Origin of the sequence: Mesorhizobium sp. M0626 (assembly GCF_040320665.1) — a bacterium.
Classification (GTDB): domain Bacteria; phylum Pseudomonadota; class Alphaproteobacteria; order Rhizobiales; family Rhizobiaceae; genus Mesorhizobium.
This window is the reverse complement of record NZ_JAMYQD010000030.1, coordinates 1-22,120: the sequence shown is the minus strand read 5'-3', so window position 1 is coordinate 22,120 and position 22,120 is coordinate 1. Positions and strand designations below refer to the sequence as shown.

The window sequence follows — 22,120 nt, the reverse complement described above, 5'->3', positions numbered from 1 at the left end:
ATGGCGCCGATCCTGGAGCGGGCTCCAGATCTCACATCCCAGTCGCGTCCAGGCAAGCCGCGCGTCCTCGGGACGCCGCGGCTCATGGGATCAGACCTTGGCGACGATCTTCATGAAGGCCGGCATGTCGTCGCCGAAGCCGACGGTGCCGTCATTGTCTTCACCGCGGTTGTTGCCGCGGGCAGGGCGGCTGTTGCTGGCGCGCTGCGGCCTTGTGTCGCCGCGTTCCGGGGCGCGGTTCTCGTTGTTGCGATCGGAGACCTTGCGGTCGCTGTTTTCGGAGCGGATCGCTTCCTTGCGCTGATGCCGTTCGCCGGTGTCGGCGACCGCGGCCTCGGCTACCACCGGCTGTTCCTCGCGCGCGGCTTCTGCCGCCGGCGCGTCGTCGCTGCGCTTGGCATGGCGTTCGCGCGGCTTGCGCTCGCCACCGTCCTTGCGATCATGGGGCTTGCGGTCCTCGTCCTTGCGGCCGGCGCGGCGCGGAGCGCCACGGCCACGGCGGGGCGCTTCGTCCTCGCCGCCTTCGCTGGCGACCACGGTCGACAGGTCGCCGTCATGCCACTCGATCTTGTTGCCGATCAGCCGCTCGATGGCGTCGATGTATTTGGTGTCGGACTTGGTGGCGATGGTGAAGGATTTGCCCGAGCGTCCGGCGCGGCCGGTGCGGCCGATGCGGTGGACATAGTCTTCGGCGTGGATCGGCACGTCGTAGTTGAAGACGTGGCTTACGTCGGGAATGTCGAGGCCGCGCGCGGCGACGTCGGACGCCACGAGATAGCGCAATTTGCCATCGCGGAAATTGGCCAGCATCTGCATGCGGGCGCGCTGGTCCATGTCGCCATGCAGGGCGCCGGCGTCGAAATCATACTTCAGCAGCGAGCGGAACAGCTCCGCGACCTCGACCTTGCGGTTGCAGAAAATGATAGCGTTCTTCAGCTCGGCGTCTTCGGCCTTTATCAGATTGCGTAGCGTCTCGCGCTTGTCCCACGGCTTGGAGCCGGACTTGACCAGGCGCTGGATGATGTTGGTGGCAGCGGATGCCGCCTTGGACACCTCGACGCGCACCGGCGCATGCAGGAATTTCTCGGTGAGCTTGGTGATCTCCGGCGGCATGGTCGCTGAGAAGAACAGCGTCTGCCTGGTGAACGGGATCATCTCGCAGATGCGCTCGATGTCGGGGATGAAGCCCATGTCCAGCATGCGGTCGGCCTCGTCGATGACGAGGATCTCGACGCCGTTGAGCAACAGCTTGCCGCGCTCGCGGTGATCGAGCAGACGGCCGGGTGTGGCGATCAGCACGTCGGCGCCGCGCTCGAGCTTCTTGTCCTGCTCGTCGAAAGAGACGCCGCCGATCAGCAGCGCGATGTTGAGCTTGTGGTTCTTGCCGTATCTGATGAAATTCTCTTCGACCTGCGCGGCGAGCTCGCGCGTCGGCTCGAGGATCAGCGTGCGCGGCATGCGTGCACGGGCCCGGCCTTTTTCGAGGCGGGTCAGCATCGGCAGCACGAAGGAGGCCGTCTTGCCGGTGCCGGTCTGTGCTATGCCCAGAATATCCTTGCCGAGCAAGGCATGCGGGATGGCCCCAGCCTGGATCGGCGTCGGCACGGTGTAGCCGGCATCGGTGACTGCGGAAAGGACCTTCGGCGACAGGCCGAGGTCTGAAAAGGTCAACGCTTCTGGAGCGGTCGTGGTGTCTGAGGACAAGAGTTGCTGTCTTTGGCTGGTTCGGGGAAGCGCAACGGCATCCGTCGCGGCAAGCACAGCGTGCCTGCAAGATTGGTATTGCGATTAGGCGCAAGCCCGCGATTTGTCAACAGAAACGGGCGGGATTGGCACGATTGTGAAAACGTAAGCTTAATCGCGATGCTTAATTAGGTAGTCACTCTTTGCGCCGGCTCAATAGCGAAATTGCTCGGCGAGAATGCGTTCGTTCCACGAATGGTTGGGATCAAACAGCAGCGTCGCTGTCGCAGTCGGCGATTCCCGGACCGTCACGGAAGCCACCGCCTTGACCTCGGTATGGTCGGCGGCGGTGTTCACCGGGCGCTTTTCCGACTCCAGAATATCGAAGCGTACGGTCGCCTTGTTTGACAACAGGGCACCCCGCCAACGGCGCGGCCGGAACGGGCTTACCGGGGTCAGCGCCAGCAGCGGCGCATCCAGCGGCAGGATCGGACCGTGCGCCGACAGATTGTAGGCGGTCGAGCCGGCCGGCGTCGCGATCATCACGCCGTCGCAGTTCAGTTCCTCGATTCGTACCTGCTCATCGACGGTGATGCGGATCTTTGCCGTCTGGTAGGACTGACGCCACAGCGCCACCTCGTTGATGGCGAGTGCCGAAACCGTCTCACCCTCATGCGTCACCGCCAGCATTTCCAGCGGGCGGATCGTTTCGGCGACCGCGGCAGCAATGCGCTCGGTGAGGCCGCCGACGCGGTACTCGTTCATCAGGAAGCCGATGGTGCCACGGTTCATGCCGTAGACCTTCTTCCCCGTGCTCATGGTGTCGCGCAAGGTCTGCAGCAGGAAGCCGTCGCCACCCAGCGCCACCACCACCTGGGCGTCGTCGAAGGATGCCTTGCCATAGCGGGCCGACAGGCTCTCCATCGCCGCCTTGGCATCGGCAGTGTCGGAGGAGACGAAGGCGAGATTGGCTTTGCTCATGACATTCCGATTGCGGTCGGCCGATGGCGGTCGGCGGCGGTTGCGTGGGGTAGCATGGGCAAGCGCATCTGCAAAGGGAGGCATCGTCCGGCACAGTTGCGGCCGCGGCGAAACGAAATCGGCGGCTCGCGCTTGATGTCGCCGGAACGGCGAATGTGATGGTTAAGAGCGAGCTTAAACACTCGTAAAGCCTGATCGATCATGTTAGCCGACAGAGGATGGGTGGCTGGGGGGCTAGCCAGTCGAGACCTGTCTATTGCCGGTGACACGCCTGATTATCGTCTTCCTTGTGATGGGAAGTTTCGCCCTTCTCTTTGCGGAGCTTGTGCGGCAGTCCGAAGACATGAGCTCCAGGCCGATGGCCTCACGCTGCGGCGGCGCCGGCGTGCCATGCCCGCAAAACGCGTTGTAGGCTGAAGCCAATCTGCCAACGACGATCCGTCGCCTACTGCGCGACAATCCTCAGATTGGCGTTGCCGTAGAATGTGTAGGCGAGATAGGTCGGATCGCCGGTCCGGTAGAATTCTCTGCGGACATCCTGCAGGATCTCGGCCAGATAGACCGGCCCGTCCTTGATCCGCGTGCTGATGCCGCCATAGAAATCGGTCGAGAAGGCCGCTGCCGCGCGGTCGGTCAGTGGCCACATGCCGCCGATGAAGCCGGAAGCGCCGCCCGCCAGCACCGCCGGACCCCAGCCCTGCACGAAACCGCCGAGCATCTGCGAACGGCCGGTGTCGCAGGCGTTGAAAAAGTAGAACGGGTTGCCCTTGCCATGCGCGGCCGCGACCAGCGCGGCCCATGTATCGGGGTCGAGCGACTGGTCGACGAGATCGATGGCAAAGACGGGCCGGCCACTGCTCGGCTGGTTGACCTCGCCATGACCGGAGAAATGAATGAAACCGGTCGAGACTTCACCGACCAGTTTCTCGAAAGAGGTGAAATCGCCATCGAAGCGGCGGTAGCCGTAAAGCTTGCTCAGCGCCGCGATCTCGTCCTGCTGAAAGCGCAGCGAGCGCTTGTCGAGATAGGAGGGCGCGACGGCCGCGACGCCGGTGAAGGTCCTGCGGTCGAGCGGGTTGTCGACCTGTGAGGCACTGCTGCGCGGAGCCCAGCGCGCCAGCCGGTAGCCCATGCCGAGAAAACCGTCGGCGACGGCGCCGTCGGCGCTGCGCGGGCGGATCAATTCCCAGGGCAGCGTCGGGCTGTTCGAGGTGATCTGGATCGAATGGAGTTCGCCTTTGCCGCGCAGCGACCAGAACACGTCCTTGAACGGTTTCGGCACATAGTCGCGGTAGAGCGCATCGCCAAAACCTTCGGCGGCGAGCGTGACAAAGCGCTTTTGCGCCCCCGTATCGCTGCTTGCGGCAGGCTGCTGCAGCGAAACGGCGCCGCGCAGGCTCAATCCGAGCTGCAGCAGGCGGCGGTATTCGGAGTCCAGCCATGCCGCCATCTCAGGTGGCGTCGAGAACGTATCGGTCACCGGACCGGCCAGATGCGGCGAATGGATGATGATCTGCCCCGAACCCAGCCCGCTCGGATCGTCATAGAGGATGGTCACGTCGAGATCGGGGACGTCATCGCCGGCTGCGCCGCCGAGCGTCACATTGCCAGTTACCGCCGGCTGCGGCGCCGCTGCGGCCAGCATCAGCATGGCAGGTGCTGCGGAGCGTTCGGCTGTGGCGCTCAGAGCGGCTGCCTCGACAGGCGCGGTGCGGCGAATGATAACCGACCGCGACGCCGATCCCAGGAACCTCCCGGCGCTGTAGATGCGCGCGATGAACTGGGCCGGCTTGCTGTCCTTGGCGATCGGCCGCGCCTTGACGTCGAAGCGGACGAAGTCGCTGTCGCCCTGGCGGTAGAGCGTCGTCCGTCGGCTCCATTTGCCGCCGTCAGCGAGATCGAAGCCGGAGGCGAACAGATCGATATCGATCGGCCATTGCTCGGTTCCCGCCGGCATCGCCATGGCCAGGGCGCCATCTTCCGTCACCGACGAGCCCGGCGCTGCCTTCACCTTCACTTCGGGCGTGAATTGCTCTTCGGTAAGGGCGATCGAAACGGTCACCGTCTCGCCGGCGACAATCTCATCCGGCGCATCGATGGTTGGATGGCGCACCACCTCGACAGCGCCCGTCTCGGGTTGTGGAAGGGCGCCGCCGGAAGGAGGGCTTTGCGCCTGGTCGATGGGCGGCGGCGCTGGTTTCGGTGGCGCCTGCGCCTCCGGCGGACTTTCGGCGCCGGTCGCGGGTGGCGGGGCCGATGTCATGCCGTCCTCAGGGGGGATCCCTGCCTTATCGGGGGGCGGTTCGGCGCCGGTGGCTCCGCCATCCTGCGGATAGGTCCCGCCGAGATTGTTCTGGGCAGCGGCCACAGCTGCGTCTTCAAGACGTTGCTTTTCCTCTTCGTATCGTTGCCGAGCCTGCTCTTCCTGCAATTGGCGCTGCTGTTCCTGGCGTTTGTATTCCTCGTAGAGCGCCGCCTCCTTGGCGCTGTCGCCCATCGCGGCATCGGGACTGCCGGAGCCCGGTGCAACGTCCATGGGGTAGGGCTCCTGACCGCTGCCATCGGCGTAGTCGCTGCCGTCAGGCTGCCAACCCCCACTCCGGGAGATGTAGCCGCCGCTCGCCATCGCCGGCGGTGCCGGTTCCGGCACAAGCGGCAGCGCCGGTGCCGCGCCGGCCACTTGGTCCGGCGTCAGCACAAAGGCAGCGTCTGCCGAGCGGCCATATGCCATCCATGGCCACTGGGCGCCTGACGTTTTGTCGATAGTGGTTTGCCTGACCGAGGCGAGGATGATGGCTATGTCCGCGCCGCGCTTGACCAGCGCAGCGGTGAGCGCATCGGCAAATACGGTGACGGGGCGGGCTTCGCCCAGTGCAACGGTTCCGGGTTTGGCCGACAGAGCGACGATGGCGTGGGTGAGGGGATCGACCGCCGCCAGACCCTGCATCACGCCGGAAGTAGGGTTGTGGCCATCGCCGGGATTGTCGAGCAGAACCACCTTCAATGTCGGGGTTGCCTCGAGCGCCTGCATGAACAGATCGAGGGGCAATGCCGTCTGGTCGACCGTTTCCTTTGAATCGATCCGGGTGCCGCGCGTCAGTAAATAGTTCCTGCCGTTGGCCTGCGCGGTGTGGCCGACATAGTAGAAGATGCCGACGGAGTCCGGTTTGGCCAGGGATTGGGCGAAATCATGCATGGCGCGCGCGACATCGGCGCGGTCGCCATCCGACACCTGCCGGACGGTGAAGCCAAGCGATCGTAGTGTCGCTGCAACGAGTTCGGCACTGAGGTCGGCGTTGGCGATTGCCGGTGAGCCCTCAGAGGCCGGATTGGCGACAACCAGCGCTATCCGCTCTTCGCCGCGCGCAGCGGAGAAGAGCGCCATGGTCATCAGCAGCACGACCGCCAGAAAAAGGCGCATGACCGTGATCCAAGCCCTGCAGGCTGCGGCGCTCACGCCACGGCTTGCCCCAATTCATCAATGGCCCAACCTTGACCATATCATGTCGGCTTCGCCGGCGCACTGCCGGTGCCGATGATGCAGTTGTGTCGCTAAAAGATATTGACTGTATGTTTAGTAATTAATACCGTTGCCCGAGATACCGAGTTGGTCAGCCGGCATTCGCCGGTGAATGATCACCAGGACGAAGGGAACTTAGGGACTCGAGGCGCAATCCCGCCGGTCCCAACAATGGGAGACACAAGCATGCAGTTGAAATCGACCGCCACGGCGCTCGGCCTGTCGCTGCTGGCGATGACCGGCATTGCCCGCGCCGAGGGCGAACTCCAAATCTACAATTGGGGCAACTACACCAGCCCGGACCTGATCAAGAAGTTCGAGGAAACCTACAAGGTCAAGGTTACCGTCACCGACTACGACTCCAACGATACGGCTCTGGCCAAGGTCCGCCAGGGCGCTTCCGGCTATGACATCGTCGTTCCATCGGCCAGCGTGATGCCGATCTGGATCAGCGAAGGCCTGCTCTTGGAAACCGATCCCAACACGATGGAGAACTTTAGAAACGTCGATCCGAGATGGGTCGACGTGCCGTTCGACCCCGGCCGCAAATATTCGGTGCCGTGGCAATGGGGCACGACCGGCATCTCGGTCAACAAATCGGTCTATGCGGGCGATCCGAACACCTCGGCGATTTTCCTCGATCCGCCGCCGGAACTCGTGGGCAAGATCAATGTCGTGCCCGAAATGGGAGACATCATGTTCCTCGCCATTGCCTATGAGGGCGGTAAGTACTGCACCGACGACAAGGTGCTTTTGAAAAAGGTGCATGACAAGCTCATCGAGGCGAAAGCGAAATGGCTGTCGCTCGACTATGCGGCCGTCGACGGTCTCGGCAGGGGCGACATTGCCGCCGGCGTCAACTGGAACGGCATATCGCTGCGCGAGCGGCTGGAGAACGACAAGATCGTCTACGGCTATCCCAAGGAGGGCTTTCCAATCTGGATGGACAATGTCGCGGTGCTCAAGGATGCCAAGAACGTCGAGAACGCCAAGCTCTTCCAGAATTTCATCATGGACCCCAGGAATGCAGCGATGATCTCGGCCTTCGCGCACTACGCCAATGGCATCAAGGGCTCCGAGCCCTTCCTGCCGGCCGATATGAAGGGCGCGCCCGAAGTGGATGTTCCGGCCGAATTTGCCGACAAGGGCCAATTCATGTCGGCCTGTCCCGCCGACGTCCAGGCGCTCTACACCAGGATCTGGACCGATCTGCAGAAATAGCAGCGCCGCCGGCCGAAGCTGACCAACATCGGGCCGCGCATCGCGGCTCGGCCATCCCCAATGCCAGATGCCGTAAAGCCGCCGCGGGAGATTTTTTATGTCCGATCTCGACCTTTGCTACATGCCGGCCAGCGAGGCGTTGCGGCTGTTCAAGGCGAAGAAACTGTCGCCTCTGGAACTGATGCAGGCCACCATCCGCCGCGCCGAGGCAACCAAGGCGACGATCAACTGCCTCACCTTCACGCATTTCGACGAGGCGATGGATCTCGCCAGAAAAGCCGAGGCGAAATACGCCAGAGGCGCCAGGACCGGCGCGCTCGAGGGCCTGCCGATCGGCATCAAGGATGAGAGCTACATCAAGGGCAAGCCGACCTCGCATGGCTCGCTGCTGTCCGGGGACGCCATTGGCGGCCATACCTCGACCATGAACGAGCGTGTCATGAAGGCCGGCGGCATCGTCCACGCCCGCACCGCGACGCCCGAATTCAGCTGCGCCGGTTATACCTGGTCGAAGCGCTGGGGCGTCACGCGCAACCCCTGGAACCCGGATTTCACGCCGGGCGGTTCGTCGGGCGGTTCGGCGGCAACGCTGGCCTCCGGCACGTCGTCGATCGCAACCGGCTCGGACATAGCGGGCTCAATCCGCATCCCTGCCTCGGCCTGCGGCCTGGTCGGCTTCAAGCCGCCTTACGGCCGCAATCCCGATGAGCCGCCGTTCAATCTCGATTTTTTCTGCCACACCGGGCCCTTGGCCCGAAACGTCGGGGATGCGATCCTGCTGCAGAACGTCATGGCCGGGCCGAGCCCGCTCGACATCGCCACGCTGCGCCCGAAACTGCGCCTGCCGCTCGACTACAAGCCGATCAAGGGTTGGAAGATCGCATTCTCCATGGATCTCGGGTCCTTCGAGGTGGATGCGGACGTGCGCAAGAACACGCTCGCTGCCTGCGATGTGTTCCGCTCGCTCGGCGCCACCGTCGAGGAGGTGGACCTCGGCTGGGGCGACGAGGTGCTCAAGGCCGGCATGGCCTATCTCGAACATCTCTTCGGCGCCTCGCTGTCGCCGCTGCTCGCCAAGAACGGCAAGGACATGACCAGCTATGCCAGGCAGTTCGCGCAGGACGGGCAGAAGTCGAAGGCGACGGATTTTGTCGCGACGCTCGATGTGGCGGCCAGGATGTACCTGACGCTGGGGCCTTTGCTGGAAAAATACGACGTGCTGATCTGCCCGACCAATGCGCTTCCCGCAGTGCCGGCGGAATTCGATCAGACCAAAGGCAAGGTCGAGATCAATGGACGAGAGGTGAACCCGTCGCTGGGCTGGGTGATGACGACGCCGTTCAACATGCTGAGCCGCTGCCCGGTTCTGTCGATCCCGTCGGGCCGCGCCGCCAACGGCGTGCCGACAGGCATCCAGATTGTCGGCCGCACCTATAGCGACGCTGACGTGTTCCGGGCGGGTATGGCCTATGAGACGGCTCGTGGTCAGTGGTACACGAATGCCGGGACACGCCCGGCGCTGTGAGTCCGCAGGGCGCCGGCATGCCAAGGCAGCGGCGGGATGTTTCGGCCGCCGGGGAAAGGCCTGACGACAATGGCGCAACGCATAGCCACTCCGGATGCGGGAAAAAGCAAGGCGGCCAAGGGTGCGGCGAACGACGCCGCGCCCAAGGACCGCCGGCGCGAGCGCGGCGAAGCGAGCGTCCAGCGCATCATCGACGCCACCATCGAGCTCATCGCGGAGGAGGGGCTGGCCAGCGTCACCATGCAGCGCATTGCCGAGCATGTCGGCTCGTCCAACGCACTGGTGGTCTTTCATTTTCGCAGCAAGGAGAACCTGTTCCGGGCCGTCCTGCAATATCTCAGCGACCAATATGACGCGCTGTGGCTGACGCTGGTGCGGGCGCCCGGCCTGTCGCCGGTGGAGCGGGTGTTGGGCGCGGTCGATTGCGCGCAGCGCTTTGCCCGGCAGCATCCGAAATGGGTCTCGGTCTTCGTCGTGTTTTCCAGCGACCGCAAGAGCATGCAGATCTACAATGAAATCGGCCTGCCGAGCGATCTCGCCTACACGGCCGAAGCGCGCGAGCTGCTGATCGAGATTTCACGCAGCGGCGGTTACACCGGCGTCGACATAGACACGCTGTCGGAGAGCCTGAACTATCTGGTGCATGGCGCCTGGTATTGGGACCATCTCAACCCGTCCAGCCGCGACACCGACGTGCTGCGCAAGACCATGCTGCTCCTGCTGCACCAGGCCTTTCCGCGGCATTTTGACTTGGGGTGAGATGCGGCCATTGCGAGCGACGAAAGCGTCCTCTGCAAACCTAAACCCGAAAATCTCTACGATGCCTTGATCTCTGTAAAAACGCTTGCACAATCCAGAGGTGCGAGCTAAACAACCCAGGGATGCATTCGAGGGTGGGTAAATGTGGCATTGGGCGATACTTCTGTTGCTGATTGGCGTGCCGGTTTTCTTCGCCGTCCGGTCGTCGCGCAAATCCTCACAGAGCCCAGATGACCTCGTGGGGTTCGGCGGCTGGCTGATCCTGCTGGCGATCAGCCTGTCCCTTTCGCCGTTGCGCACACTTGTCGATATGGCCAGTCTGGTCAAAACCTACCAACAGCTTGTTACAGTGCCCAGCGGGGCCTTGGCCATCTATGGCGAGGCAGCCCTCAATCTGGCATTTCTGGTGCTTCAGCTGGTCGTGCTTGTTTCGATGCTGCGGCGAAGCCACCGCTTTCCGCAGCTGTTCATATGTCTGTGGTTCGCGATCCCTCTCTTGTTCGTACTGGACACAGTTTGGATATCGACTGTGCTTGGTGTCCCGGTAAACCGTTTGCTTGCCGGAGGAGCTCTGGTTACACCTTTGGCATCCTTCATAGTCACAGGGATCTGGGCCGCCTACGTCTACAGGTCGGTTAGGGTGAGGAACACGTTCGGCGATACGGCAGCCATACAGGCTGCCACATTTTCCTAGAAGGTCCGACGGCTGCGAGTTGGCCTGATGTCGTGCTGCCAGCTCCGCAGAATAGAACCGTCGGCAGTCCTCCTTCGTCTAACGAGCTTCGAGTGGCCTGCCACCCGAAGCTCGAAGAGTGAAGGGTGGTGCCCCCGGACGGAATCGAACCGCCGACCTTCGGTTTACAAAACCGCTGCTCTACCAGCTGAGCTACAAGGGCACGGCGCTCCGGTTAGCATATTTCGTGCGCCAGTAAAGACAAAACTCCGTTTTCGATCGCTAATGGACCCCGCCGAGGTGGGCGGGCCGCCATGCTGAAAACCGCCAATGCGATCCCTACATATCTCTCAGGTGCAAACGCATCGAACGGGGTGTCGCATGATCAGACTTGTCATCATCCTGCCGCTTGTCGTCATCGCCTGGTTTCTCGTGGTGAAGCTCATAAAGGATGTGAAGAGCGCCAAGATCGACTGGACCGGCGTCGCCACCATCATCGGCTTCATCGTGCTGGCCTTCTGGCTGCGGCACGTTACGGGCATGGGGTGACGGGAGCGAATAGCGAATAGGGAGTAGCGAATAGGGAAGTCTTAACTCCCGAAAGCCATTTCGCTACTCGCTACTCGCTACTCGCTGAAACCTTCGAACCTTTCGCCGCACCGCGACGACTGATCTCCAGAGGCGAATGGTCGCCTCGACCAGGGAGATCATCATGTTGAAGCGCACTCTTACGTCAGGCCTCGTCGCCATTCTCGTCGCCACCGGCGCGCTCGCCGGCACCGTGCAGTCGTCCTCCGCTCACAGCCACCACCATCATCACAAGCACCACGACAAGCCTTGGTGGTGGTGGAACCACCACCACAAGCACCACCACCACGACAAGCCTTGGTGGTGGTGGAACCACCACCACAAGCACCACCACCACAAGCATCATCATGGCAAGGTGATCATCTTCCTTTGAGCGAGACGACCGCCTCGCGGAAAGGGCGGCTTCGGCCGCCCTTTTTTGCTTGGCCTCGATAGCGATGAAACCGGCACGCAGCAGATTTTTGCCGGACCCGAGAAGAAATCTCAAAAACCTTCGAACCTTTTTTCTCGTCGCGACAACCCATCATCAAGAGGCGGATGGATCGCCTCTCGCAACGAAACAAGGAGATCGTCATGTTCACGCGCAAAATCGCTTCCGCTCTTATCGCCAGCACTGTCGCCGCCACCTCGCTGGTCGGCACCGTCCAGCCGTCGGCCGCCCACAGCCATCACCACAACCGCGAAATCGGCATCGGCATCGCCGCCGGCGTCGGCGGGTTCGTGCTCGGCAGCCTGCTCAACCAGCAGCCCCGCACCGTCTATGTCGACGACGAGGGTGGCTCCTGGCACGTCCGCCGCTGCGCCAACCGCTACGCCAGTTACGATCCGTACTCCGACACCTATGTCGGCTATGACGGCTACCGCCACTATTGCCGCCTTTAGGAGGAGGCACCCCCACACGGAAAGGAGGGGCTGTACGCAGCCCCTCCTTCCTGATTTGAGCGCGCCGCGGTGCGGGCTACGGTTCGGAGATCGGCAATCCCGCTGCACGGCAGATGCGGGCAACACTCGCATTCTGCGATTGATCGCCCATGGCGATGAGTTCGAAGCTGCTTCCTTCATCCGGATAGATCTTGGCGGCGAACGGTTGGTCTGTTGTATGACCACCGGACGACGTCTTTGCAGCGACATGGCCGCAGACCAGGATTTCGCGGCGGCCGTCGAGCGTTCGCTCGCCGGCACGCATCTGCCCGAATCTGGCGGATACAGGATCCTGCAAATGCTGGCGAATGCCGATCGTGATTGTCTCCTCCAAAGCGAGCGAGATCGGAATCTCGCTGACTTGCTGGGAGACAGGGGCGGGTTCGGGCGCCGTCGCCACGCATCCGCACAGTGAAGCGGCGAGCAAAAGCTGAAGCGTTCTCCGCATTATAATCGGAACCCGCCGATCATCCTCGTCACCTCAGCGGCGGCGTCGCGCACCAGCGGCCCGATCTCGTCCAGCCGCTCCATCGTCACCCGCACCGTCGGTCCGGAGACCGAGACACCGCCGATCGGCTCGCCGAACTCGTTGAAAATGGCGGCGGCTACGCAGCGCATGCCGGGATGCCGCTCCTCGTCGTCGACCGACCAGCCGCGGTGCTTGATGACAGCCAGGTCATGGGCCAGCGCCGAAATGTCGGACAGCGTCTTGTCGGTGAAGCGCTGCAGGCCCGACTTGCGCAGGATGGCGGCGACGCGTTCCGGCTCGAGCTGCGCCAGCACCGCCTTGCCGATGCCCGAGGCATGGAAGGAGCTGCGCGTGCCCGGGCGGAAGAAGGCGCGGATCGCCTGATGGGTCTCGACCTGGCTGACGAAAACGACGCAATCGTCCTCGGCGACGCCGAGATTGGCGGTTTCACCGGTCTTCTCCATCAATTCCTGCATGACCACGCGGGCCCGGTCGACAAGCTTGCGGCGGCGCAGGAAGGCGGCACCCATGCGGTAGGTCTCGACGCCGATCGACCACAGCTGGTCCGATGTATCGAACTCGACCATGCCGTGGTTCTGTAGCGTCGTCAGCATGCGGTAGGCGGTGGACGCCGCGAGCTCGCTACGCGCCGAAATCTCGCTCAGCGACAGGCCACTGCCTTCAGCGACGATGGCCAGGATGCGCAAGGCCCGGTCCAGCGACTGTACAGAACCGGCCTCGGACGGACCGTTGAAAGCGCGCGGCCGGCCGCGCTGGCGTTTTTCGCTGGTTTCCATGGCGGCATTGTCGCCGGTTTCGCCGAAATCGCAATGAAAAACTTTTTCACAGATTCTGGTGCCCGGATTCATGAAAAACGGAAAAGCCAGCGAAATCAGTGGACAGGAGCCGTTTTCTAGAAATGAAAAATTATTCTGAAAAAATTGAAAAATGAAAACCATACTGGCATTGTCGGTCGACCAACAATTTGCGGAGGCTGGACGTGGCCAGGATGCGCGCTGTAGATGCAGCGGTTCTCGTTCTCGAAAAGGAAGGCGTTTCCTGCGGCTTCGGCGTGCCGGGCGCGGCGATCAATCCGTTCTATTCGGCGCTGAAGGCGAGGGGCTCGATCCGCCACATCCTGGCGCGCCATGTCGAGGCGGCCTCGCATATGGCCGAAGGCTACACGAGAGCCAAATCCGGCAATATCGGGCTGTGCATCGGCACCTCGGGCCCGGCCGGCACCGATATGATCACCGGGCTTTATTCGGCGGCGGCGGACTCGATCCCGATCCTGTGCATCACCGGTCAGGCGCCGCGGGCACGGCTCAACAAGGAGGATTTCCAGGCGGTCGATATCGCCGCCATAGCCGCACCCGTCGCCAAATGGGCGGTCACGGTCATGGAGCCCTATCTCGTGCCGATGGCGCTGCAGAAGGCGTTTCATCTCATGCGCTCGTCGCGACCGGGCCCGGTGCTCATCGACCTGCCGGTCGATGTGCAACTGGCCGAGATCGAATTCGATATCGATGCCTACGAGCCGCTTGTCCCGTTCAAGCCGGCAATGTCGCGCGCCCAGGCCGAAAAGGCCTTGGCGATGCTCAATGCCGCGGAAAAGCCGCTGATCGTTGCCGGCGGTGGCATCATCAATGCCGATGCGTCCGATCTCCTGATCGAATTCGCCGAGATCACCGGCGTTCCGGTCATCCCGACATTGATGGGCTGGGGTACGATCCCCGACGATCACCGGCTGATGGCCGGCATGTGCGGGCTGCAGACCTCGCACCGCTACGGCAATGCGACCATGCTGGAAGCCGACTTCGTCTTCGGCATCGGCAACCGCTGGGCCAACCGCCACACCGGTTCGGTCGATGTCTACACCAAGGGCAAGAAATTCATCCATGTCGACATCGAACCGACCCAGATCGGCCGGGTGTTCGCGCCGGATCTCGGCGTCGTCTCGGACGCCGGTGCGGCACTAAAGATGCTGCTCGACGTCGCCACCGAATGGAAGACGGCAGGAAAGCTGCGCGACTGGTCGGGCTGGGCGAAGGAATGCCAGACCCGCAAGAAGACGATGAAGCGCAAGACGCATTTCGAGCAGGTGCCGCTGAAGCCGCAGCGCGTCTATGAGGAGATGAACAAGGCGTTCGGCCGTGACACCACCTACGTCACTACGATCGGCCTCTCGCAGATCGCCGGGGCGCAGTTCCTGCATGTCTACAAGCCGCGCAACTGGATCAATTGCGGCCAGGCCGGCCCGCTCGGCTGGACGCTGCCGGCAGCGCTTGGCGTGCGCGCCGCCGATCCGGATCGCTCCATCGTGGCGCTGTCGGGCGACTACGACTTCCAGTTCATGATCGAGGAACTGGCGGCCGGCGCACAGCACAAACTGCCGTATATCCATGTCGTCGTGAACAATGCCTATCTCGGCCTGATCCGCCAGGCGCAGCGCGGTTTTGCGATGGATTTCGAGGTGAGCCTGGCCTTCGAGAACGTCAACCGCGCCAACGATCCGGAGGCCGGCTACGGCGTCGACCATGTCGCGGTCGCAGAAGCGATGGGCTGCAAGGCGGTCCGGGTGCGCAAACCGGAAGAGTTCGCCGGCGCGTTCAAGGAAGCGCAGCGGCTGATGAAGGAATACCAGGTGCCGGTGGTGCTTGAATTCATCCTCGAACGCGTCACCAACATTTCCATGGGCACGGAAATCGACAAGATCACCGAATTCGAGGACCTTGCCGAAAGCCATGAGGATGCGCCGACGGCGATTGTGTTGCTCGATTAGGCGCGCCGATATTCAGGTGAGACAGGCCTGCAAACGGCGCCTTCCTGCGCTTCCGGTGCTCACGTACAGAAAGTACGTTCCGCTCCGGTTCTCGAAAGTCACCGTTTTCGACTCTGCCCGACCTGAATCTCAACACGCCTAGGGCCAAGCAGAAGAAGGAGAAAAAGAATGCCGCGTTTTTCAGCCAATCTGTCGATGCTCTTTGGCGAGCATGAGTTCCTCGATCGCTTCGATGCCGCAGCCCGCGCCGGCTTCAAGGGCGTCGAATATATCGGCCCCTATGATCATACGCCTGACGTGGTCGCGGCCCGGCTGAAGAAGAACGGCCTGACACAGGTGCTGTTCAACCTCCCGGCCGGCGACTGGGGCAAGGGCGAGCGCGGCATCGCGGTTTTGCCCGACCGCGCGCCGGAATTCCGGCAAGGCATCGCCAAGGCGATCAGCTATGCCCATGCGCTCGGCTGCGAGCAGGTCAATTGCCTCGCCGGCATCGCGCCGCAGGGCGTGGATCGTTCGGTGCTGGAAAATACTTTAGCCGAGAACCTCGCGTTTGCAGCCGAGAAACTGGAGCAGGCCGGCATCCGGCTTTTGATCGAGCCGATCAACACGCGCGACATACCGGGTTTTTTCCTGAACTATTCGGAGCAGGCGCTGGCGCTGATCGAGCGCGTCGGTTCGAAGAACCTGTTCCTGCAATACGACATCTATCACATGCAGATCATGGAGGGGGATCTCGCCCGTACCATCGAGGCCAACCTCGGCCGCATCGCGCATATCCAGCTTGCGGACAATCCCGGCCGTCACGAGCCGGGGACGGGCGAGATCAATTATCCCTTCCTCTACGAGCATATCGACAGGACCGGCTATTCCGGCTGGGTCGGAGCGGAATACAAACCGAAGGCGGGGACGGAGGCTGGGCTGGGGTGGTTTCGGGAGCTTAACGGGCAGGGGAGTGCCGCGGCTTAGCTGTTACGATTGAAGTCGCGTTCCTTCGCGCCCCCCTCTGGCCTGCCGGCCATCTCCCCCACAGGTGGGGAGATCGGACGTCATCCCGGCTTTCGCTCCCCAACATTGCAGGGTGAGCGAGGCGCCGAAACTGCCAATCTCCCCACAAGTGGGGGAGATGGCCGGCAGGCCAGAGGGGGCGCGAAGGAACTCAGCCTCAACAAAGGAGAAAACAATGGAAACCATCGGCTTCATCGGCCTTGGCATTATGGGCGCGCCGATGGCGGGGCATCTCCTGGATGCCGGCTACGCCGTCATTGCCAGCGACCACCGCTCGAAGCCGCCGGCCGATCTCGTCGCCAAGGGCTTGAGAAGCATCACCGGCCACGCGGCAGTGGCGAAGGCCGCGGATATCATCATCACCATGGTTCCCGACACCCCGCAGGTAGCCGAGGTGCTGTTCGGCGAGAACGGTGTCGCTTCCGGCCTGAGCAAGGGCAAGCTGGTCATCGACATGAGCTCGATCTCGCCGATCGAGACCAAGGTTTTCGCCAAGAAAATCAACGATCTCGGCTGCGACTATCTTGACGCGCCGGTGTCGGGCGGCGAGGTCGGCGCAAAGGCGGCGTCGCTGACCATCATGGTCGGCGGCGAGGACAAGGCGTTCGAGCGCGCCAAGCCCGTGTTCGAAAAGATGGGCAAGAACATCACGCTTGTCGGCCCGAACGGCGTCGGCCAGACCACCAAGGTTGCCAACCAGATCGTCGTGGCCCTGACCATCGAGGCGGTCGCCGAGGCGCTGGTCTTCGCCGCAAAAGCCGGCGCCGATCCGGCCAGGGTCCGGCAGGCGCTGATGGGCGGGCTGGCGGCATCGCGCATCCTCGAAGTGCATGGCGAGCGCATGATAAAGCGCACCTTCGCGCCGGGCTTCCGCATCGAACTGCACCAGAAGGATCTCAACCTGGCGCTGGAAGGCGCCAAGGCACTCGGTGTCTCGCTGCCCAATACCTCGACGACGCAGCAGCTGTTCAACTCATGCTCGGCGAATGGCGGTGCAAAAGAGGATCACTCAGCGCTGGTTCGTGCGCTGGAGCGGATGGCGGGACATGAAGTGCGGTGAATGGTGAATGGTGAATAGTGAATGGTGAATGGTGACGGTAAGAACGCTTTCCCATTCACTATTTCACCATTCACCCTCCAAGGAATTTCCGTGCCGCATAAAGGCTCACCGCCGCCGCATTCGACACGTTGAGCGAGCGGATGGCGCCGGGCATGTCAAGGCGGGCGAGCGTGGTCACCGTCTCGCGCGTCTTCTGGCGCAGGCCCTTGCCTTCGGCGCCAAGCACCAGCGCGATCTTCTCGCCTGAAAAACCCGTTTCGAGTTCGGCCGGCCCGTCCGAATCGAGGCCGATGGTCTGGAAGCCGGCTTCGTGCAGCTGTTCCAGCGCGTCGGCGAGGTTCTTCACCTCGATCTGGTCGATATGTTCCAGCGCGCCGGAGGCGGATTTGGCCAGCACGCCGGATTCCTGCGGGCTGTGGCGGGCCGTGGTGATCAGCGCACCGGCGCCGAAGGCGACCGCCGAGCGCAGGATGGCGCCGACATTGTGCGGGTCGGTGACCTGGTCGAGGACCAGCACCAGTTTCGTGTCGCCGAGCGCATCGAGGCGCTTGGGCTTCAATGGCTCGGCCTCGATCAGCACGCCCTGATGGACGGCGTCCGAACCGGTGATCTTGTCGATCTCCTTGGGCTCGACCAACTCGGCCTTGAACGGCAGAGCGGCGAGGTCGGCGATCGCCAGGCGCTCGGCGGCATTGCGCGTCACCAGCATTTTACGGATCTTGCGTCGCGGATTGTCGAGCGCCGCTCGCACTGTATGCAGGCCGTAGAGCCTGACCCGCCCGTCGGCGGCGTTTTCGCCCGGCGGCACCGGCTGGCGCGGCCGGAAGGCGGGCGCGCCGCCGGCCTTCTCGTCGCGGTGGGCGCGGCGCAGCTTGGCGTAATGGGTGTCTTTGGCGGTCTTGGGCGTGTTGTCATTGCTCATGGCCGGCTTCTATAGCCGCGTCGCCGGGCCATGGATACAGGCAGAAAGCCGGCTTGCCGGGTGAGCTGTCAAAATCAGCGCATTTTGCCTTGCGGTGCGGTTGACACCCACTGGCCTTGCCGCCATAAGGCGCTTCGCTGATTTCGGACAAAACCCTGGTTTCGACCTGATCGGCGAGAATGCCTCGTTGCAAGGCTTCGACGGCAGGCTGGAGAGGTGCCCGAGTGGTTAAAGGGGACGGACTGTAAATCCGTTAGCTTAGCTTACGTTGGTTCGAATCCAACCCTCTCCACCACTGCCAGCCCGCGAACCTTGAGGACGATGCGGGTATAGCTCAGTGGTAGAGCAGCAGCCTTCCAAGCTGAATATGCGGGTTCGATTCCCGCTACCCGCTCCAAACTCCCCACTCCGCATCAGATCTCAGCGAATATCTCGACAACGTTGCCGTCCGGATCGCGGAAGAACACTGTCCTGTGGCCCCATTCCTGGTCGGTGAGCGGCAGGACCGGCTGCACGCCCTTGGCCTGAAGCGCCTGGGCGCAAGCAGCGACCATCTCCGGCGCCACCCGGAATGCCAGCTGAAGCGACAGCGCATCCCGCTGCTGCGGCGTGTCGTTGAACATCATGCCGAGGCTGGTCAAGGCCAGCGTGTTCGGGCCGACCCGATATTCGATCCACCTGTCGCCGAGTTCGCGCTGCAGATCAAATTCCATCACATCCCCGTAGAAGTGCCGCATGGCGGCCATGTCGCGGGCGAAGATGACGGTGTAGTCGATCTGACGGATTTCATTGAGCGCATTCATTGTCGAAGTCCCGTGGGCTGATGTTCGATCGCCCGCAACCTAGCTTTCCTTTAAAGTAGTACAAGACTATAGCTTATACTGGTATCGGAGGTGACTGCATGCCATACGACGGCCCACGGCACGATGAGCTTGCCCGCTTCCTGCGCGAGCGGCGGGACCGCTTGCCGCGGATCGATGGCGCCAATGGCCGCCGCCGGGCGCCGGGCCTCAGGCGCGAAGAGGTCGCCGCCGAGGCGGGGATCAGCACCACCTGGTACACCTGGCTCGAGCAGGGACGGGAGGTGAACGCGTCGCCGCAGGTGCTTCGCTCGCTGGCGCGGGTGCTGAGACTGAGCCGGTCGGAGCAGGCCTATCTCTTCCAATTGGCGCGGCCCGATCTCGATTGGCGGAACCGGCTCGGCGCGCAAGGCCTGCCCAGCGCGCCGTTGCTCAGCCTGCTCGACGGGCTGGCGCCGCACCCGGCATATGTCGTCAATCGCTACTGGCAGGTCGTCGCCTGTAACCATCCGGCGGCGGTGCTGCTTGGGGATTTCGAGACGGATGATGAGTGGTCCGGCAGCCTGCTCGCCCGGCTGTTTCTCGACCTGGAATGGCGGCAGCGCTTTGTCGACTGGCCGGAGGTTTCGCGCTCGGCGGCGGCGCAGTTCCGGCTTGCCACTGTCGCCATGACTCGCGATCCGGTGCTGGCTGCGCTGGTTTCGTCACTGGAAGCCGCAAGCGAAGCGTTCGCCACGTGCTGGAACAGCCGCGACATCGCCGAGCCACCGATCTGGCGGAAATCCATCCGGCACCCTGTCGCCGGCGCGATGTCGTTCGATTTCGCCACGCTGCAGCCGGGCGGCCGCGACAGTGATTTCTCGGTTTCCGTCTACACGCCGGTCGATGCGTCGACTGCCAGGCGGTTCGCGGCGCTGGTCGCAGCAACGCCCGACAGCCGCAAGGCGGTGCCGGGCGTGTTTGCGCGTGATGCAGGCGCAGAAGTCTAGCTGTTGAAGGCGGACGCGACCTGGTGTTGCTGCGGCACCTGTCCGTTCGGCGTCAGTCTGTCGACAATGCCGGGCAGGGCTGTGGACAATTGCTTGAGCAACTCCTGCTCGTCCAGTCCGGTCCTTTGCGCGATCTCTCGAATGACCTGCGGGCCGATCGCCTTGCCGAGATCATTGGCGTTGATCGGCTGGTTCTGTCCGGTGCCGACCCAGGAGTCAGCGACATTGCCATGGCCGGCAGTCTTGAGCTTGTCGAGCAGTCCGCCCAGTCCGCCAAGCAGGCCGCCATCCCCTGAGGCCGTGGTTCCGGTGGGGGCTGGCGTTTGAGGCTGGGCGGGCTCGCCCGTCTTTTCGGCACTCGTCTGTTCGGCGCTTCTGCCGCTCAGCATCTTTCCCACCAGCAGCGCGCCGAGCGCGATCATCAGCGGTTTGGTGATGTTGCCGCCAGGTACGGCGTTGTCAAAAAGTCCCATAGGTCAATCCTCCATAACGACCAAGCCCGTCCCGCCGGCTACAATGGAGCATGCGGGCGGAAATTCAAGTTGGCTTGAGCTTTTGACAATCATGTGACCATGATCGGCCGGCGGGGGAATGGAGAGGAAAAATGGGCATTATCAGTTGGATCATCCTCGGCGTCATCGCCGGCTTTATCGGCAGCAAGATCGTCAACAAGACCGGCCAGGGCCTGATCATGGATATCGTGCTCGGCATTGTCGGCGCCATCGTCGGAGGGCTGATCTTCAGCGCCTTTGGCGCCACGGGCGTGACCGGCCTCAACATCTGGAGCCTGATCGTCGCCATCATCGGCGCGGTGGTCGTGCTGTGGGCCTATCACCAGTTCTCCGGCAAGCGAACGCTTTAGGCACCAGTCTGCCGACTGGCTGACCGCAGGACGGCCAAACCTGCTTCGACGCGTTGACTTGAAGGTCAGGCGACGACGGTCAGCCTGCGCTTGCGTTCATCAAGCGAGACGATGGTCAGCCCGCTCGCAACCACCAGCAGGATGCCGCAGACCGCCAGGGCATTCGGGAACTGGCCGAACACCAGAACGCCTGAGATGACCGCCCAGACGGTGAAGCAGTAGTAGAACGGCGCCACGACGCCGGTGGGACCGACGCGATAGGCCATGAAGATGAAGAAATGGCCGAAGATCAGGAAAAATCCGGCGCCGGCCATGAGCAGCAGGTGCCGGGCTTCCGGCATCACCCAGCGCTCGGAAACGAGATGCGCGGCGCCCGCGCCGATCAGCACCACCACGACGGCGGAAATGGCGACGATCATGCCCGGCACCTCGGCCGCGACCCGCCTGCCGGCAAGATCGCGCGCCGCCGCCAATGCCGCGTTGCCGAGCGCCAGCAACGCATAGACCGAGATGCCCTGCATGGTCGGCTGGGCCACCATGAGCGCACCGATGAAGCCAAGCCCGATCAGCGCCATGCGCACGCCGCCGATCCGTTCGCCGAACAGGATGGAGGAGCCGACCAGCATCAAAAGCGGGGTGATCTGCCCGAGCGCGGTCGAATCGGCGATCTGCATGTTGGCCAGCGCCACGACGTAGCAAAGGATGGCCGCCAGCTCGAGCAGGTTGCGGCGCAGCACGCGTTTGTCGAAGATCAATGGAATCTGCCTGCCATAGCCCAGCAGGAACAGCAGCGGCATGCCCCATAGCGTGGCCGCGACCCCGCGCAGGAACAGCACTTCATAGGACGGCAAGCCCGCGGTCGCGAGTTTCATCATCGTGTCGTTGACGAGGTACGACCCCGTCGAAACGATCATGAACAGCGGGCCGCGTATGGCGGTCGGTATGAATTGCATGGGGCAACCAAATCAGACCGCCGCCGTAGCGGCAATGGGCCAGGCGCTGGCTGCACATCCGGCAGGCAAAGGCCAGGACATGGGCGGGACAGGACATGGGCGGGAATAGCAAACAGGTGCTGGAGCCCGCAGCCCCCATTTCATTTCCGCTCGCGCGTTCCTATATCAGCGCCACATCCCGCAATCGGATCATCGGTTCGCACCGAGTGGACAGCGCACCCGGCCACAAGGCACTTGTGTTTTTCGGCCGTAGTCGCTAATCGCCCCGCATTCGACTGAACTGAAGGTCAAGGCCGTCCAAGGAAAGAGACTATGGCAAAAGGTAAATTCGAGCGTAACAAGCCTCATGTGAACATTGGCACGATTGGCCACGTCGATCATGGCAAGACGTCGCTGACGGCGGCGAT

General features: G+C 63.0%; 22 protein-coding genes and 3 tRNA genes. 15 read left to right on the top strand and 10 right to left on the bottom strand.

The annotated features are described in order from the left end of the window. Nucleotides 1–90: 90 nt before the first annotated feature. The 3 genes from NKI37_RS29150 to NKI37_RS29140 form a co-directional block, all read right to left on the bottom strand. Entirely contained in the window at nt 91–1,704 is a 1,614-nt protein-coding gene (locus tag NKI37_RS29150) for a DEAD/DEAH box helicase (RefSeq protein WP_352790636.1), read from the bottom strand. A 192-nt stretch (nt 1,705–1,896) separates the two neighbouring features. Beyond that, nucleotides 1,897–2,664: an NAD kinase gene (locus tag NKI37_RS29145; RefSeq protein ID WP_352790638.1), complete on the bottom strand. Its 768-nt coding sequence runs from the start codon at nt 2,662–2,664 to the stop codon at nt 1,897–1,899. Between the two features lie 445 nt (nt 2,665–3,109). Then, a complete protein-coding gene (locus NKI37_RS29140) occupies nt 3,110–6,085 on the bottom strand; it encodes a caspase family protein (RefSeq protein WP_352790640.1) in 2,976 nt (991 codons plus the stop codon). 285 nt (nt 6,086–6,370) lie between these two features. Between NKI37_RS29140 and NKI37_RS29135 the strand changes: the two genes are divergently transcribed. The 4 genes from NKI37_RS29135 to NKI37_RS29120 all read left to right on the top strand — a co-directional run bounded on the left by NKI37_RS29135 (nt 6,371) and on the right by NKI37_RS29120 (nt 10,383). Beyond that, nucleotides 6,371–7,405: an extracellular solute-binding protein gene (locus tag NKI37_RS29135; RefSeq protein WP_023688398.1), complete on the top strand. Its 1,035-nt coding sequence runs from the start codon at nt 6,371–6,373 to the stop codon at nt 7,403–7,405. Nucleotides 7,406–7,502: 97 nt separating this feature from the next. Then, nucleotides 7,503–8,930 carry an amidase gene (locus tag NKI37_RS29130; protein ID WP_023688399.1) on the top strand — a complete coding sequence of 476 codons (1,428 nt, stop codon included), beginning with the start codon at nt 7,503–7,505 and terminating at the stop codon, nt 8,928–8,930. Between the two features lie 69 nt (nt 8,931–8,999). Continuing rightward, nucleotides 9,000–9,689, top strand: a complete 690-nt coding sequence (locus NKI37_RS29125; protein WP_023688400.1) for a TetR/AcrR family transcriptional regulator — start codon at nt 9,000–9,002, stop codon at nt 9,687–9,689. 142 nt (nt 9,690–9,831) lie between these two features. Further along, complete coding sequence (locus NKI37_RS29120; protein ID WP_352790642.1) at nt 9,832–10,383, top strand: DUF2569 family protein; 552 nt, start codon at nt 9,832–9,834, stop codon at nt 10,381–10,383. 126 nt (nt 10,384–10,509) lie between these two features. Here the strand turns inward: NKI37_RS29120 and NKI37_RS29115 are convergent. Beyond that, nucleotides 10,510–10,585 (bottom strand) — tRNA-Thr (locus NKI37_RS29115). 158 nt (nt 10,586–10,743) lie between these two features. Here NKI37_RS29115 and NKI37_RS29110 point away from each other — a divergent pair. The 3 genes from NKI37_RS29110 (at nt 10,744) to NKI37_RS29100 (ending at nt 11,832) form a co-directional block, all read left to right on the top strand. Next, a complete protein-coding gene (locus tag NKI37_RS29110; RefSeq protein WP_023710564.1) occupies nt 10,744–10,911 on the top strand; it encodes a hypothetical protein in 168 nt (55 codons plus the stop codon). A 163-nt stretch (nt 10,912–11,074) separates the two neighbouring features. Then, nucleotides 11,075–11,323 carry a hypothetical protein gene (locus tag NKI37_RS29105; protein WP_023702462.1) on the top strand — a complete coding sequence of 83 codons (249 nt, stop codon included), beginning with the start codon at nt 11,075–11,077 and terminating at the stop codon, nt 11,321–11,323. 200 nt (nt 11,324–11,523) lie between these two features. Continuing rightward, nucleotides 11,524–11,832, top strand: a complete 309-nt coding sequence (locus NKI37_RS29100; RefSeq protein ID WP_023667455.1) for a BA14K family protein — start codon at nt 11,524–11,526, stop codon at nt 11,830–11,832. A gap of 76 nt (nt 11,833–11,908) precedes the next feature. Here NKI37_RS29100 and NKI37_RS29095 read toward each other — a convergent pair whose 3' ends face one another. Both NKI37_RS29095 and bhcR read right to left on the bottom strand, forming a co-directional pair. Then, complete coding sequence (locus tag NKI37_RS29095; RefSeq protein WP_245263552.1) at nt 11,909–12,271, bottom strand: hypothetical protein; 363 nt, start codon at nt 12,269–12,271, stop codon at nt 11,909–11,911. Between the two features lie 47 nt (nt 12,272–12,318). Continuing rightward, complete coding sequence (gene bhcR, locus NKI37_RS29090; protein ID WP_023681470.1) at nt 12,319–13,137, bottom strand: HTH-type transcriptional regulator BhcR; 819 nt, start codon at nt 13,135–13,137, stop codon at nt 12,319–12,321. Between the two features lie 203 nt (nt 13,138–13,340). On the opposite strand from bhcR, the gene gcl reads away from it, so the two are divergent. The 3 genes from gcl (at nt 13,341) to NKI37_RS29075 (ending at nt 17,187) form a co-directional block, all read left to right on the top strand. Beyond that, nucleotides 13,341–15,122: a glyoxylate carboligase gene (gene gcl, locus NKI37_RS29085; protein WP_352790645.1), complete on the top strand. Its 1,782-nt coding sequence runs from the start codon at nt 13,341–13,343 to the stop codon at nt 15,120–15,122. A gap of 168 nt (nt 15,123–15,290) precedes the next feature. Next, nucleotides 15,291–16,088 (top strand): hydroxypyruvate isomerase, encoded by a 798-nt coding sequence (gene hyi, locus NKI37_RS29080; RefSeq protein WP_023702459.1) that lies wholly within the window; start codon nt 15,291–15,293, stop codon nt 16,086–16,088. 214 nt (nt 16,089–16,302) lie between these two features. After that, entirely contained in the window at nt 16,303–17,187 is an 885-nt protein-coding gene (locus tag NKI37_RS29075) for a 2-hydroxy-3-oxopropionate reductase (RefSeq protein WP_023725775.1), read from the top strand. Between the two features lie 70 nt (nt 17,188–17,257). Here the strand turns inward: NKI37_RS29075 and rlmB are convergent, their stop codons facing one another. Beyond that, entirely contained in the window at nt 17,258–18,109 is an 852-nt protein-coding gene (gene rlmB, locus NKI37_RS29070) for a 23S rRNA (guanosine(2251)-2'-O)-methyltransferase RlmB (RefSeq protein ID WP_352790647.1), read from the bottom strand. Nucleotides 18,110–18,319: 210 nt separating this feature from the next. Here rlmB and NKI37_RS29065 point away from each other — a divergent pair. Beyond that, a tRNA-Tyr gene (locus NKI37_RS29065) sits at nt 18,320–18,404 on the top strand. A gap of 28 nt (nt 18,405–18,432) precedes the next feature. After that, nucleotides 18,433–18,506, top strand: a tRNA-Gly gene (locus tag NKI37_RS29060). Nucleotides 18,507–18,522: 16 nt separating this feature from the next. On the opposite strand, the gene NKI37_RS29055 is transcribed toward NKI37_RS29060, so the two are convergent. Continuing rightward, nucleotides 18,523–18,912: a VOC family protein gene (locus tag NKI37_RS29055; protein WP_352790649.1), complete on the bottom strand. Its 390-nt coding sequence runs from the start codon at nt 18,910–18,912 to the stop codon at nt 18,523–18,525. Between the two features lie 98 nt (nt 18,913–19,010). On the opposite strand from NKI37_RS29055, the gene NKI37_RS29050 reads away from it, so the two are divergent. After that, complete coding sequence (locus NKI37_RS29050) at nt 19,011–19,898, top strand: helix-turn-helix transcriptional regulator (protein ID WP_023691241.1); 888 nt, start codon at nt 19,011–19,013, stop codon at nt 19,896–19,898. Here NKI37_RS29050 and NKI37_RS29045 read toward each other — a convergent pair. Then, entirely contained in the window at nt 19,895–20,371 is a 477-nt protein-coding gene (locus NKI37_RS29045) for a YidB family protein (RefSeq protein ID WP_352790651.1), read from the bottom strand. The genes NKI37_RS29050 and NKI37_RS29045 overlap by 4 nt on opposite strands. A gap of 131 nt (nt 20,372–20,502) precedes the next feature. On the opposite strand from NKI37_RS29045, the gene NKI37_RS29040 reads away from it, so the two are divergent. Continuing rightward, nucleotides 20,503–20,760, top strand: coding sequence for a GlsB/YeaQ/YmgE family stress response membrane protein (locus tag NKI37_RS29040; RefSeq protein ID WP_023688411.1), 258 nt, complete (start codon nt 20,503–20,505; stop codon nt 20,758–20,760). 65 nt (nt 20,761–20,825) lie between these two features. Here the strand turns inward: NKI37_RS29040 and NKI37_RS29035 are convergent, their stop codons facing one another. Then, a complete protein-coding gene (locus NKI37_RS29035; protein ID WP_352790653.1) occupies nt 20,826–21,713 on the bottom strand; it encodes a DMT family transporter in 888 nt (295 codons plus the stop codon). Nucleotides 21,714–22,025: 312 nt separating this feature from the next. On the opposite strand from NKI37_RS29035, the gene NKI37_RS29030 reads away from it, so the two are divergent. After that, on the top strand, nt 22,026–22,120 hold a 95-nt coding region (locus tag NKI37_RS29030; RefSeq protein ID WP_131922527.1), incomplete at its 3' end, for a GTP-binding protein.